Source organism: Pseudoalteromonas obscura (assembly GCF_030135505.1).
Taxonomy (GTDB): Bacteria; Pseudomonadota; Gammaproteobacteria; order Enterobacterales; family Alteromonadaceae; genus Pseudoalteromonas; species Pseudoalteromonas obscura.
The window spans coordinates 93854-109896 of sequence record NZ_JASJUT010000002.1 but is presented as its reverse complement, the minus strand read 5'-3'; the positions used below and the strand labels follow the sequence as shown (position 1 = coordinate 109896).

Sequence of the window (16043 nt, the reverse complement as noted above, 5' to 3'; positions counted from 1 at the left end):
TCCTTGTGTTTGCAAGGTGTTGATATTGAGGCTTTATAGCACTTTCTATGAAACGTCGTGGTCGTTGCCAAGCCAATAAAACCAAAAGGTTAAAAATAGGCGCGTACACCACGTTGAGCAAATAAATATTAACGATAAAAATAGAACTGAAAATTTAGCAATAAGTGAAAAAGTAGGGAGCTTTTTTATTTAATGTCAAACATCTCTAAGGCGATTGACTAGGAAGCGGCTTTTTTGATGGCGACATAGTTTAGTTTGAATAGGCAGTGGCGCAGCTTAGTTGTGCTTAGGAGACGTATGCTGCGCATTGCGCGCACTATACCGAGGTTTGTGCCGAAGTTGGGCTGAAATTGATTTGCTAACTTAACCAAAAATAACGAATAAAAAGAGGTTATAGATGAATTTAGAAGTGCTAAACGTAAAGGATAGTGGGTTCAGCAAGCTGGGGCCGGTATTTAGTGAAACAGAGATAAACCAAATATCTAAGGCGGTTTCAGAGTACTCTAAGAAGTTTAGTGAAGGGGTTGTTTTTGAAAAGGGTACGGACACCATCAGAGCGATACACGGTCCACACTTGTATGATTCTTTTTTCAGAGATATTGCCCAAGACAAAAGACTTGTTAGCTTTGCACAAAAGGTGCTGGGCGAACAGGTTTACGTTCATCAGTTTAAAATAAATCAAAAATTGGCTTTTGAAGGTGCCAATTGGCCTTGGCACCAAGACTTTATCTATTGGCAGGAGTTTGACCATATCGAACAACCAAATATGGTGAATATCGCCATTCCTCTTGATGAAGTGAATATGCTTAACGGGCCGCTTTGCATTGTCCTAGGCAGCCATAAACTCGGTAATGTATCTGAATCTGTCAGCGATAATAGTCGTAACGTATGGCAGGAAAACGTGTCATCTAATCTCACCTTCCAAGTCAAAAAGTCCTTTATGCAAGACGTATTATCCGATGGTGAATATGAGTTTGTCACTTGTGCTGCTGGTGAAGGGTTTGCTTTTGATCCCCAGGTTATACACGCATCGTCAAATAATATGTCAGCCTCTGACAGAAGGATCATGATTATTACCTATAATGCAGTTTCCAATGTACCTAAAAAATTGTCTAGCAGGCCTGATTTCTTAAGTGCACGCAGTTTTGAGCCAATAGACGTTTAATACACATTAACATTATCAATCGGCATAACGCATATTTTAGCTGTTACTTTGAAAAATGATTGAAGCAACACAGCGACTTTGAACTGTGTTCAAACTGCGCTGAAAAAGTATGTTTAATTTCGATAAAGAAATGACGGCGCTAAGCTGGCAGCATGCAGCTCATTTACAAATGAGTGGTTGAATATGTCTTTGCCAAAGAGCGATATGCATTGATTTTTTGTAGGGTGTAACTTTCCCACAGTGGCCAGTCGATACTTGGCCACTTCTTACTTATTTTTCGTACTTGCCAATGGTAAGTACCCAAGATTATTCAATCATAAAGTAGATGCCCTAACACCAAGTAATTTTTGCTGTGTTTTGGCCTAAAGCAACAGTACCAAAGCTGCGTATTTTGGCTGTTTGCCAGTTTTGTATTGCTGGGGAGCTGGGCTTGAGCCAAGACTATTGAATGAGGCAGCTGGGTGTTGGGAGCTCAAAAGGAAAGCGCGTTTAATTTGAGATCAAATTAAAATATGCATCAAAAGTTTTGAGGTAAAAGTGAAGGAAGTATATTCAAAAATAACAGATCTGGGCGTGAGTATTTATTTAGACAACGGGGTTTTGAAAGCCAAAGCGCCAAAGGGCAGAATAAGCCCTGAGATTGCTCAGCTAATTAAAGATAATAAAAATCAATTAATAGACTATCTAACAGACAAAACCTTAGACAAAAGAATAAAAAAAATCGCACGAAGCGAGGTAGCTGAGCAGCTGCATCCAATGTCTTTTGCTCAGCAAGGGTTGTGGCTCATTGATAAACTCCACGGGGGATCGTCACAATATAATATGTCAGTCTCCTATGAGGTGACCCCGAGTTTGGATATTGCTGTAATGAAGCAAGTATTCAATATAATTGTTAGCAGACATGAAGTGCTCAGAACTGTTTACATTGAATATGAAGGTGAAGTGAAACAGTCAATTCGACCTGCATCGGCCGTCGAATTTGAATTAACTTGTGAAGATTTATCTCAGTATAGTGAAGAAAAGCAGCGGCAATTAATCCGCCTGTTGGCCGCACAGGAGCAACAAAAAGCGTTCAATTTGTCTGAGGATTTGATGCTGCGTGCAAGATACTTCAAAACGGATCTGACGTACGCTGTATTGACGTTAAGTATGCATCATATTGCATCAGATGGTTGGTCCATAGATGTGTTGGCGAAAGAATTCTTTACCTTGTACCAAGCATTGATTGAAGGCAAGAAAACATCCATACCAACGTTAGAAATACAGTATGTAGACTATGCCTATTGGCAGCGCGAGTCGCTATCTAACAAGCGCTTGGACAAACAAATAGGCTATTGGACTCAGCAATTACATGATCTGCCAGTGGTGCACAATTTACCGCTGTGTCACCCTAGGCCTTCGGTAAAGCAATATGTAGGTGGTATAACTCAAGACAGGTTGCCTGCACCGATAAGTAATAATTTACACACTCTAGCCAAACAAAATGGCATGACACCATTTATGCTATTACACGGTGCATTGTCACTATTGTTTTCTCGGCACAGTAATAGCGCAGATATTGTCATAGGCACTCCAGTGGCAAATCGGGCTCAAAAAGAGTTGGCCTCATTGATCGGGTTCTTTGTGAATACCTTGGTACTGCGAGTCGACACCGACCAAGAATCACTAGCCAGTTATTTTGAACATATCAAGCAAGTTCACCAACAGGCGCAGGCAAACCAAGATGTGCCGCTCGAACAGCTAGCCGAGTCGTTAAATATTTCAAGAAGCACTAGCCACAGTCCGCTATTTCAAATTGCGATGACAGTTAACAATGGCAACTTTGGAAATGGCGTTGAGGGGTTAAACGAATCGTTGGCAGGCGTGACTATAAGGCGATGCCAAGTCGACTCAGTGCTGGCCAAGTTTGATTTGAGCGTAGAGCTCAATATAAACGAGCAAGGTTTGGAAATAAACTGGGTATATGACACAAGCCTGTTTTCAGAACAGGCAGTTAAAAGATTCAGCAAGCACTTTTGCCGTTTACTCACCGAACTGAGTCACATATCCAATTTGCGCATTTCTCCACATGATGTGCCCATGCTCGATGAGCAAGAAACTCACTATCTAGTAACCGAGCTTAATGCCACCCAGCAGGAATATCCTCATGCGCCATTTATTCATGAGTTTATAGAGCAGCAAGCACAAATTAGGCCCAATAGTGTTGCATTGATATTTGCAACGAAAAGCATGACATACAAAGAGCTTAACGAGCGTGCCAACCAGCTTGCCCATCATTTGGTGCAAAAGCACGGTGTTAAACCGAACACACTTGTTGGATTGTGCGCTGAGCGCTCACTGGAAATGATAGTAGGAATATTGGGGATCTTGAAAGCTGGGGGAGCCTACATTCCACTAGATCCGAGTTATCCTCGAACGCGGCTAGAGTATATGTTTGAGGATGCTGCGCTGACAACCATGGTTAGTCATCGACAAGCGCATGACGCGCTAACAGGCTTTTCTGGAGAGGTTATCAATTTAGATGATGTGCAGCTGTATAGCCACTATAGCACTCAAAATATTGCGAAAGAAACGCTAGGCTTAAATGCTCATCATCTTGCTTATGTAGTGTATACATCGGGCTCCACTGGGAAGCCAAAAGGTGTGATGATTTCCCATGCAAGTCTGACAAATACCATGTTGCATAGTACCACCTGTCCGCCATTTAACGGCGGGCCGGACGATGTATTTTATCAGGCCACCTCAATTGCATTTGATGCGGCAATATGGCTCTACTGGTGTGCTTTGGCATCAGGCTCGAAATTGAGACTGGCTTCATCCATGGACTTTCAAAAAGAATTGGAATTTTATGCTGATGTCACCCATTTGCTTATGACACCCTCTATCCTCGAAGTTGTAAAGCCAGATACTTATCAATCTCTTAAAGTAGTCGCGACGGGAGGGGAAAGCTGCTCCTTAGAGTTAGTCAAAAAGTGGCGGGCGCTCGGAGTCCAATTTTACAATTATTACGGTCCCACTGAAATCACGATATACAGTTCACGAGGAAATATTTCCAACGGTGAACAAATCCATATTGGATGTGCCAGTGCGAATGTTCAGTATTTTATTTTGGACCGACAGCAGCGGTTGCTGCCCTACGGTGCGATAGGTGAATTGTACATCGGTGGTAAAGGGGTGGCGCAAGGCTATCTCAACCTGCCGACATTAACCCAACAACGTTTTATCTCAAATCCTTTTTATGATCAAAACAATCCCGCCAGCTCAGAGCGGTTGTATCGCACTGGGGACTTGGTACGCTATCTAGATAATGGAAAACTGGCGTTTGTTGGGAGAGAAGATCAGCAGGTTAAGATACGCGGATTTCGATTAGAGTTGGGAGATGTTGAGGCACAATTGACAGCTCACCCAGACATCGACTCAGCATTGGTCACTGCCACAGAGTTGGGCAGTGAACTACAGCTTATCGGGTATATCAAGCCTGCGCATCAGTTGGACAATGAAGAACAATTTGACTGGGTAAAAAAAGTTAAGCTGGAACTTTTGGCACAATTACCAGAGCACATGATCCCGAGTGTATTGCTGGCGGTTGACGCATGGCCATTGACCAAAAATGGTAAGGTAGATCGCCGCGCTTTACCGTTACCTGACTTAGGCGCGTTGGTTCAGGGTTATGTTGCACCTACCACCGAAGCAGAAAAGAAGTTGGTGGCGATATTGGCTGAGCTACTGGGCATTGATGCCGACAAGTTGAGTACCGCTGCAAATTTCTTTCAGCTTGGTGGAAACTCCTTGATGAGCATTCGTTTAGTGTCACGCATTCGCGCTCAGTTCGAAGTTGAATTACCGGTTCAGAGCGTGTTTGAATCAAAGACTTTGTCCAGCTTGGCAGCGATGATTGAGCAGCGTATAAACTGCCACCTAGCCACATCGAGTGAATTACACACAGAGTCGGCTCTATCTCGCCACATTGTGCCTGTTGAGCGTGCATCAAGTTATCGCATTTTATCTTCTGCACAAAACAGGTTGTGGTTTATCGATAAATTACAGGGTGGGGCTTCTCAATACAATATATCTGTGGCTTTGGAATATACATCAACGCTGGACTTAAATTTACTGGAACGGGTATTTGCGACCATTATAGACCGCCACCATGTCCTAAGAACGGTTTACAGAGAACAGGATAAAGAGGTGCATCAGCATGTCATACCTATGACAGAGGTGGACTTCAAGGTTGCGGTTCATGACTTATCACACCAGACGCACCATATTGAGGGAGATAACAATCGAGAAGGCATCCAAGCACTTATCAATGATGAGGTGGCTAAACCATTTGATTTAAGGCAAGCGCCGATGCTCAGGGTCAGTTGCTTTGAGATCGTTAAAGGCGATAGCCCCAAAGGTGTGCTGGTACTCAATATGCACCATATCGCCTCTGATGGCTGGTCTGCTCAGTTATTGATGAAAGAGTTTTTTAGTTTATATCGCGCCTTCCTAAATGAAGAGCCAGACCCATTGCCAGCACTTAAAGTGCAGTATTGTGATTACGCCAACTGGCAGCATAATAGTCTCAATACACCTGCTGTGACCCAACAATTGGCGTATTGGAAAAGCAAGTTATCTGAGCTGCCTGCGACACATCGTTTACCGCTGAGCTCAGCACGTCCAAAAGTTAAAGAGTATCGCGGCAAAAAGGTGGCAAGCTGTTTGGACAGAGACACGAGCAGCAGACTTATTCGTTTGGCTAAACACCATCAATTAACCCCGTTTATGTTGCTCCACGGTGCACTCGCGTTGGTGCTTGCCCGTCACAGTAATGACTCGGATGTAGTAATTGGTACGCCTGTGGCGAACAGGCTTCAACCAGATGTAGAGGCGCTAATTGGTTGTTTTGTGAATACCTTAGTACTTCGTGTGGATACCGACAAAGCGTCATTGGGTGAGTATTTCAACTATGTAAAGACGGTGCATATGGAGGCGCAATCTAACCAAGACGTACCGTTTGAGCTATTGGTTGATGAGCTTAAAGTGCCGCGAAGTACAGCCCACAGCCCTCTGTTTCAAATCATGCTAACCATTAATAACGACTTTGGTATCCATAATGCGTCGCTGTTTGATTCGACAGCAGCTGTGGATATAGATGTTCAGCCTTTTCAAGTGACAAGTGTTCAAACGAAATTTGATTTAGATATTGATATTCAGGTCAGCGACAGTGGGATCTCTATTAATTGGGTTTATGACGTGACCTTGTTTCAAGATGCATATATTCGACAACTGAGTGAGCATCTACACAACTTGCTGGTTGGTTTAAGTCGTTACCAAGGGCTGTCTAATACTCCGCTGCGTCAATTGCAGATGCTATCAGAGCAAGAGCAACAACATCTGGTCAACGAACTAAATGATACCGCTGTGGACTTCTCTCCATCGTTGTGTATTCATGAACTGTTCGAGTTGCAAGTCACGAAAACCCCAGATGCTATCGCTGTGTCGTTTGAAGGCACTGATCTGACTTTTGCGCAGCTCAATGAAAGGGCAAACCGACTCGCACATTATTTAAAAAATACTGCCAAGGTCCCGCCGTCTGCATTGGTTGGGGTATGTACTGAACGTTCACTTGGGTTGGTTGTGGGCATGCTGGCCATTTTCAAGGCGGGCGCTGCATATCTTCCGCTAGAGCCGAGTTTGCCAAAAGACCGCTTAAAGCACTTGATTGATGACTCTGAGTCGATGCTGATATTGACGCACACCCATATTCAATCTGTTTTACCAGACTATGAAGGCCAACTGGTGTTGCTTGATGAGTTTGAGCAGGCGCACATGCAGTTACAAGACAGCGTGTTTAGTGCATGCGAAGTAGACAATATTGCGACGAGTGAAGTACAGGTGGCGCCTTCCGACTTGGCTTATGTTTTTTATACTTCAGGCTCAACGGGTCAGCCAAAGGGAACGCTAAATAGCCACGGTGGCTTGGTGAATCGGCTTCATACTTTGCAGCATCAATTCAAGATGCAGCCGAATGACAAAATACTACAGAAAACTCAAATTAGCTTTGACGTTTCTTTGGGAGAGATATTGTGGCCACTCACATCAGGCGGCACTTTGATTTTGGCCAAACCTGGTGCGCAGTCTGATCCGAACTACCTGACGGACACAATAGTAGCTCAGGGTATAACGATTATTCATTTTGTCCCTTCGATGTTGCAGCTGTTTATCAATCATGCAGATACCTCTAAGTTAGAGTCTCTAAGGCTACTGATGACCAGTGGGGAGGCGTTGAATTATAACCTTCAAGCACAAGTGATAGACGCCTTTGAAAGCGTTGAATTGGTTAATCAGTACGGGCCAACAGAAGCTGCAATTGAAGTATCGTATTGGCATTTCAACACATTGAGAAAAGACAAACGGGTGCCCATAGGTTATCCCTCGGCCAATACTAAACTGTTGATCCTCGATAAAGATGGCAATTTGGCACCCAAAGGAGCGCAAGGAGAGCTATATATTGCTGGTTGCCAAGTAGGTTTGGGGTATTTAAAGCAGGCTCAATTGACCGCCCAGCGATTTGTGACATTGAACATGTTAGGTGTGGAGCACAAGGCTTATCGCACCGGTGATTTAGCGCGTTGGCTCAGCGATGGCAGCATAGAGTTTTTAGGCCGACTTGATGGCCAAGTAAAACTCAGAGGGATGCGGATTGAACTCGGTGAAATTGAGTCAAAAATGAGAGACCTTGAATCGGTTCATGACGCTGTGGTGCTGGTCAAAGAGCGTGCTGAAAATCAAGTGCTATGTGCATTTGTCCAAGTTGCCAATCCCAATGAAGGCAGTCCTGAGTTTATCAACAGCTTGCGCCAAGCCTTACAGCTTAAGCTGCCTGCTTACATGGTACCGAGTGCCATTTCGGTTGTCGACACCTTCCCATTGTCAGCGAATGGCAAAGTGGATCGCTTAGCATTGATGGCAAAGCCTGTTTCAAGTCGCAAGCGTGTCGCGGCAAAAGCTGGTGTCGAAACAGTGATACTGGAGATTTGGAGCAAGGAGCTGGGTATAAGCATCAATGAGTTAAGCATTGATGATAACTTTTTCGAAGTGGGTGGAAACTCATTAAACACGATTTCTGTATGCAAAGAAATCAATCATCAACTCAATACATCATTACAAATTGCAGACTTATTCCAGTACCCGAGTGTTGGGCAGCTAAGTCAATTTGTGAGCAAGTCGAATGTCAATAAGGTTAAGCGCAAAAACCTAGATGGTGCGAAAAACCGAATTATGTTGGCAAGAAAAAAGTTTAATAAAAACAATTCAAAAATAAAAACTGGGACTGAGATATGAAAGAGTATAACGGATTAGAAATCGCCGTCATAGGAATGGCAGGCAGGTTCCCTGCAGCACAAAATATAGAACAATATTGGCAGTTGTTACACTCAGGCAGCGAAGGTATCAAAGAGCTCGAGGAAAGCGAGTTAGTAGAACAAGGTTTAGATAAAGGCACGATTTCACATCGTGACTACGTAAAGCGTGCGGGCTTTGTGGCGAGAAAAAAGTGCTTTGATGCAGAGTTATTTGGCTATAGCGCCGCTGAAGCGCAATTTATGGATCCGCAGTTTGGTGTATTTCACGAGGTGGTTTGGGAGGCTTTAGAGACTGCCGGGTACACCAGTGAAAACTATGATGGACTTATAGGTTTATACGCGGGGGCGAGCAGCAATACACGTTGGCTGAGAAAAGTAGATGAAAGTTTAGCAAGTTCGTCAATGGCAGATGGTTACGCATTGGCGAGTGTAAATGAACCTGGGTATTTGTGTTCTCGCGTATCACATAAGTTGAATTTGACTGGGCCTGCAATTTCAAATAATACCACTTGCTCAACTTCATTAGTGAATATCCACTTAGCTTGCCAGGCCTTAAATATAGGTGAGTGTGATATTGCTTTGGCTGGTGGCGTATATATTGGTGCACTTGCAGAGCAAGGCTACCTATATCAAGAGGATATGATTCTATCGCCAGATGGCGTATGTCGCCCTTTTGATGAGTTGGCGCAGGGCACTGTGCCCGGAGAAGGCTGTGGCGTTTTAGTCCTTAAACGATTGGAAGACGCTGTTGAAGACAATGACAATATTCTTGCAGTGATCAAAGGTTCGGCCATCAATAACGATGGCGAAAACAAAGTAGGATTTACGGCGCCAAGTGTGAGCGGCCAAGCTCAGGTTATCAGTGATGCATTGCAAAGAGCGGAAATTAGCCCCGATTCTATTCAGTATATCGAAACCCATGGTACGGCAACTAAAATAGGCGATCCAATAGAGATCTCTGCGCTAAAGCAGGTTTTTGATGAGGTTGAAGACTGCCGTATTGCCATCGGATCAGTCAAATCCAATATTGGCCATGCAGGCGAAGCAGCAGGCGTTGCAGGTGCAATTAAGACCATTTTATCTATGCAGCATAAAACGCTCCCGGCGAGTTTAAATTACACTGCGGCTAACCCTTTGCTACATATTGAAAATAGTCCATTTTATGTCAATCAGCACTGTGCAAGTTGGGATGGCGGACTGGGCGGTACATTGCGTGCAGGTGTGAGCTCGTTCGGGTTGGGCGGCAGTAATGCTCACGTTATTTTTGAGGATCATCAAGAGCAGCCTTATTCTGGCCCATCTAGAGATGAGCATCTTATTTCGTTATCGGCCAATACCGATGCTGCCTTAATCGAAATGGAAAACAACTTGGCAGAGTATATCGCCAAAAACCCAGATGCGAGTATTGCTGATATTGCATATACCCTGCACCTTGGCAGGAAAAGTTTGAAAATCAAATCAAATTTTGTGGCGAAAAACCTTGATGATTTGAAGACTCAACTACAAGGTAAGACCAAACACACTCAGATAGAGCAGTCTAAGACAAAGACATTGTGCTTTTTGTTTCCAGGCCAAGGGGCTCAATACATTAATATGGGGCGGGATATTTTCGACACAGAGCCCGTATTTAAAGCTTCAATGTTAAAAGGGTTTGAACTGTATGAGCAAAGTACGGGTGTTGCGTTACAAGAGATGCTTTACCCAGCCAATGAATATGAAGCCAGAGAGTTGATTGCGACGGAATATGCGCAACCGGCACTGTTTATATTTGAATATGCGTTATTTGAACTATTCACTAGCTGGGGCTGTGATGCAAAAGCATTTCTTGGTCACAGTTTAGGGGAATACGTTGCCGCATGTGCAGCGGGTGTGATGAGCTATGAAGATGCACTGACTATCGTGGCAAAACGAGGACAGTTGGTTGCGTCTATGCAAGAAGGGGCTATGCTGGCAGTCGCTGCCAAGCTAGAAGAGGTGGAGAGCTACCTCTGTGATGGGCTTGCTATTGCGGCGCTCAATGCACCGCACAGAGTTGTGGTGTCAGGCGATAAAGAATTAATTCAACAGCTGCAACGCCAGCTGCAAGAACAGCAAATCAGTGCGACTCAATTACATACTTCTCATGCCATGCACTCTGCACACCTTGAGCCGATATTGAGTGATTTTAAAGCGTGTATGTCAAACATTGCACTGAATGCGCCTCACACGCCTTTTTTATCTAATTTGACAGGCGATTGGGCTGATAGCGAGCAAGTTCAAACGCCGCTTTATTGGGAGCAACATCTGCGTCACACCGTAAAGTTTGCAGACTGTGCACAGGTGTTACTCAAAGATCCCGATGTCATTTGCGTTGAATTGGGACCGGGAAATACGCTTTCTCAGCTGGTGGCGCAAAATGGAGTTGGAAATGGCGCACAAGCGGTGTCTATCGCAACGACGCGCAGTGCAAAACAGCATGTTCAACATGCTGAAAGTGCTTTGTTGGCGTCACTAAGCCAATTGCAATTGGCTGGCTACGATATTGACTGGACCAAGTTTTATGATGCAGAGCAGCGCTGTAGAGTCGCGCTACCAACCTACCCATTTGCCAATACTTGTTATTACGCGCCGGAGTTGATGCGCATTGGCTCGGTCAACACATCGCCGCAATCTAGCCAAGTGCATGATGAGGTCACACATGCAAAAGAACACCAAGTACAGTCGATGCGCTTGGTTTCAAGTGATGCTGGATTGACTGGCATACAAAGCCAGTTATTGGCTATTTGGTCAAAATATCTTGCGAACGACACGCTGAAAATTGACGACAACTTACTAAATTTGGGCGTTGATTCTCTGATGTCCATTCGAGTTATCACGGAGATCAGAGAGACATTTGAAATTGAGTTGTCTATTGATACCATATTCACCCTGGCGACAGTTGCTGAACAAGCAGACGAAATTCAAAAAAAGCGAGATGCAAGCGCGCACGACCTCGTGTTACCACCAATTTATGCTACGGGTAAAACCGAGCTATCAACCCTTTCCACTTCACAGCAAAGATTGTGGATGATTTCTCAGTTGGAAGATGGGTTGTCCGCATACAACAACGCCTTTTGCGTATTTATTAAAAACGTTTGTATCGCGTCAATGAAGAAGACGCTGTCTGAAATAGTCAATCGACACAGCATTTTGAGAACGCGCTATCGCAATGTAAATGGTCAGCCAGTACAGCAAATTACGGACAATTGCGATGTAGAGATTATTACGCGAGACGTCAGTGATGTTTGTGAGTCAGAAAGAATGGATGCCGCAAGAGCCCTATTTGACGAGTTTTTGTTGGAGCCAACGCCGCTAGAAGATGGCGTGATGGTAAGAGCATTCTTGATTAAGTTTGATGCACATCGTGACATCCTGTGTATCAGTCAGCATCATATTTGCTCGGACAACTGGACGGTCAATATACTCGTTGAAGAAATGAGTAAGATTTACCTCGCTTATACTAAAGGTGAAGCCCATGACCTGCCACCACTTCCAATTCAATATATTGATTATGCCGACTGGCAATCCCGTTGGTTAGGGCAAAATGAACTGGCTAATCAAATTGAATTTTGGAAAGAGTACCTATTGGACGCCCCTGATGTAAACAATTTACCAACCGATTTTACCAGACCAAAGTATCAGAGCTATCGCGGCGCTCAGTACATTAAAACCATTGGCAATAACGTGCTTGGCGGGCTCAACCGTTTGAGTCAAGAGCAAGGGACAACCTTGTATATGACCATGCAGGCTGCATTTTCTTCCTTTATCGGTCGTTATAGCAACGAAGATGACATTATAGTGGGCTTTCAAGTTGCAAATAGACTGCAAAAAGAAGTGGAGCCGTTAGTTGGTTTTTTTGTCAACACCTTAGTATTGCGCAGCGATTTGACGGGTGATCCAACATTCTCCGAGTTTTTAGCTACAACCAAGCAAAACTTATTGAAGTGCTATTCCAATTCGCATTTACCATTTGAAAGCTTAGTGGATGAATTGAATCCAAATCGCAGTTTGAGTTACGAGCCCATTGCACAGATACAATTAGTGTATATGGATCAAAGTCAGACTGTCGGTGGGGGAAGAGGTGACTTTGACGAAGAGCAAGCTCAGGTATTCGAGAGTGTGCCATTTACGGCGCCATTTAGTAAATATGACTTAACACTGTATTTTAGAGTGTTAGATACGGGGGTTGAGTGTGTTTGGGAATACGCAACAGACTTGTTTAGAGCTGACACAATAGAGCGAATGGCTGACAACTTTGAATGTTTGCTATCAAGTATCATTGCGCAGCCAAGTCAGACGATCCGAGCGCTGCCGATGCTATCTGAGCAAGAAAAGTCAACCCAGTATGTAGATTGGCATACGGATAGCGAGGGCAGCTTATCTCACTCCGTATACAACCAACTAACAGCAAGTGAGCAGCAGATTGAGGGTAGCGAAAAAAGTGTCAACTTTAGTTTGTTCTTTTTTGCAAACGATGCCGGTGACAGTCGTCTAGGTAAGTACAATCTGCTGATGCAAGGGGCTAAATTTGCAGATCAACATGGATTTGAAGCGGTGTGGACTCCTGAGCGCCACTTTGGCGCGTTTGGTGGCTTGTTTCCCAATCCTGCGATCACTGCGGCAGCCATTGCGGGCATGACTGAACGTGTCAAGATCAGAGCCGGCAGCTGTGTGTTACCACTCCACAACCCTGTTCGAGTGGCTGAAGACTGGTCGGTCATCGACAATATTTCAGGAGGCCGAATTGGACTTGGTTTTGCGGCAGGTTGGTCTCCAAAAGATTTTGTGCTTGCACCGCAAGGGTATGAAAGCCGCAGAGATGACCTGCAAGCGGGGATTAAAACAGTTAAGTCTCTGTGGAAAGGTGAGACGCTAGAAATGCCATCGGGTAATGGGAAAATCGAAGAGGTGAGTATCAGGCCTCGCCCTATTCAAACCGATATACCGATTTGGACAACAACTGCTGGCCATGTTGACGCGTTCATTAGGGCAGGTCAGGCGGGTCAAAATGTCTTAACCCATCTACTTGGGCAATCTCTTGATGATCTTGCTGATAAAGTTGCGGCATATCGTGATGCATGGAAAAAGGCCGGTCATATGGGGCACGGCACTGTCACGCTACTGGCTCATACCTTTATTGCTGAGAATGAAGCTGTGATCTTTGACCACGTGAAGGAGCCATTTAAACGCTATTTGGTTACCTCGGCCGGATCACCACAGGAAATAGCAAGATTGGTTGGCGAGTCCGCAGATATGGTTTTATCAGGGGACTTAAATCAGTCTGACGAACTCAATGCGATTACGGAACGCGCGTTTATGCGATATTATCATTCAAATGCTTTATTGGGCACGGTGGATAGTTGTAAGCCAACTGTTGAAAAGATAGCGGCCAGTGGTGTGAATGAAATCGCTTGTCTTGTCGACTTTGGAGTTGACGAATCACTTGTCCTTGATAATTTGCAAAACCTACATCAGTTAAAAGCACTGTTTACTGAGTCTGTGGAAAAGCAGCAAGCGGATCTGAAGCTAAGTAGTAATGAGGTGACAGATGTTTTATCTAGCGGATCTCAGTGGTGTTTACACACACTATTTGAACAGACCGCAGCGCAATTACCTAGTGCCATCGCTTTAAAACTCGATGGCGAGACGCTCACTTATGCCGAGTTAAATGACAGAGCAAACCGCTTAGCTAATTACTTGATTGAACATCACCAGATTGTTGCTGAACAAGTGGTTGCACTGTGCTTGGGTCGCTCATTTGAAATGTACATTGCAATTTTGGCTGTACTTAAGTCGGGTGGGGCCTATGTAGCCATCGACCCTAGTCTGCCACAGCAGCGCACTGAACTAATCCTGAGCGAATCGCAGGCTGAACTTCTTTTAACCCGTGCAGAAGACATTTTTGCTTATCCGCTGCAAGGAGTAAGTACGGTATATACTGAAGATAGCACCTTATTTTCGGACTATTCGCCAGCGAACCTCGATATAAAAGTCACACCGTCTCAGCTTTCAAATATCATCTATACCTCAGGCAGTACAGGGACTCCTAAAGGGATTATGATTGAGCATCGCAATATGACACGCTTGTTTGATGCTTGCCCAACGGCCATGAAGCGAACCGCACATGATATTGGGTGTGCATTCCACTCGTATGTATTTGACGTGTCAGGTTGGGAAATGTGGGGAAGTCTGCTGCATGGTGGGCAATTGGTGCTCATTCCCGATACTTTAATTGAAGACATGGGCGACCTTTATCGTTTGTTGGTTGATGAAAAGGTGACTCATTTATCCATGACACCTTCAGCGTTTTACACGCTGCAATCGCTATTTGACGTTAAAAATCATGCACTGTCGCTCGTAAACGTGAATCTAGCTGGCGAAGCACTGAACTTTAAAATGCTGCGACCATGGTACGAGCTAGACACGCAAAATAGGCCCCGTTTCTTTAATGTTTGGGCACCTGCTGAAGTGACAGTGTATGCCTCGGCCAGAGAGATATCACAGCTAGATATCGAGTTAGGGATCAGTAATATCGGGGCTGCATTTAACGACATGGCACTGTGTATTTTAAATGAAAAACAGCAACCTCAGCCAATCGGTGTGCCTGGAGAGTTATATGCCGGTGGCGCCGGAGTGTCGAGAGGGTATCTAAACAATACTGAGCTAACGGCAAAAAGCTTTATATCAAATCCATTGGTGCAAGGTGAAAAGGATATCTGGTATCGCACCGGAGATATTTGCCGCTGGATGCCTGATGGATCATTGGAGTTTATGGAGCGTAAAGACCGACAGGTTAAATTACGCGGTTTGCGAGTTGAACTGTCTGAAATCGATGTCTGTTTAAATGCATTTGATGGTATTAAAGAAGCCGTTGTATTGGCAGAAAAAGAAGGCGCAGAACAATATTTAGTGGCTTATTTAGTACTTGAAGATTCTGTGAATAAAGAGAAGTTATTTACTCATGTTAAACAGACGCTCATTAATCAGCTTCCAGCATATATGATCCCGAACGTATATACGGTTATAGATGATATACCTCGAAATGTAAGTGGTAAAATTGATAAAGAAGCTCTCAAATTAAAATTGAAAGAAACACAACAAGAATATATTGAGCCGAGAACAGAAACCGAACGAGTTGTTCATGATATTTGGGCTGAAGTATTAGGCTTAAAAACCATTAGCGTCACCTCTAACTTTTTTGCTTTAGGGGGGCAGTCCTTACTGGCAATTAATGTTGTAAATAAGTTAATGGCTGAGTTTGGTTTCGAGATAAAGACGAAGTTGATATTTGAATATAGTAGTGTAGAATCAATTTCTGCCCTGATCGACAGTGTTAACATTGTTGAACAAAATGAAAATGGCGAGACTGATTTAGAGCACGAAAATTTAATTGAATTTGAGCTTTAGTCTATAAAGTAAAGTCACTTAACTTTACGCTAAGTTACTGCCGTTTTTTGAACATAAAACGGCAGTAACCATAAAAATAATAAAAATAATAAATGTGCACAAAA

Annotated in this window: 3 protein-coding genes; all 3 read left to right on the top strand. The window is 44.1% G+C overall.

Annotated elements, in window-relative coordinates; all coding sequences use genetic code 11:
* Positions 1-397: 397 nt before the first annotated feature.
* The 3 genes from QNM18_RS04670 to QNM18_RS04660 all read left to right on the top strand — a co-directional run bounded on the left by QNM18_RS04670 (position 398) and on the right by QNM18_RS04660 (position 15939).
* Positions 398-1165 (top strand): phytanoyl-CoA dioxygenase family protein, encoded by a 768-nt coding sequence (locus QNM18_RS04670; RefSeq protein ID WP_284136508.1) that lies wholly within the window; start codon positions 398-400, stop codon positions 1163-1165.
* 537 nt (positions 1166-1702) lie between these two features.
* Positions 1703-8494, top strand: a complete 6792-nt coding sequence (locus QNM18_RS04665; protein WP_284136507.1) for a non-ribosomal peptide synthetase — start codon at positions 1703-1705, stop codon at positions 8492-8494.
* Entirely contained in the window at positions 8491-15939 is a 7449-nt protein-coding gene (locus QNM18_RS04660; protein ID WP_284136506.1) for a non-ribosomal peptide synthetase/type I polyketide synthase, read from the top strand. The genes QNM18_RS04665 and QNM18_RS04660 overlap by 4 nt, the downstream gene beginning before the upstream one ends.
* Positions 15940-16043 lie beyond the last annotated feature (104 nt).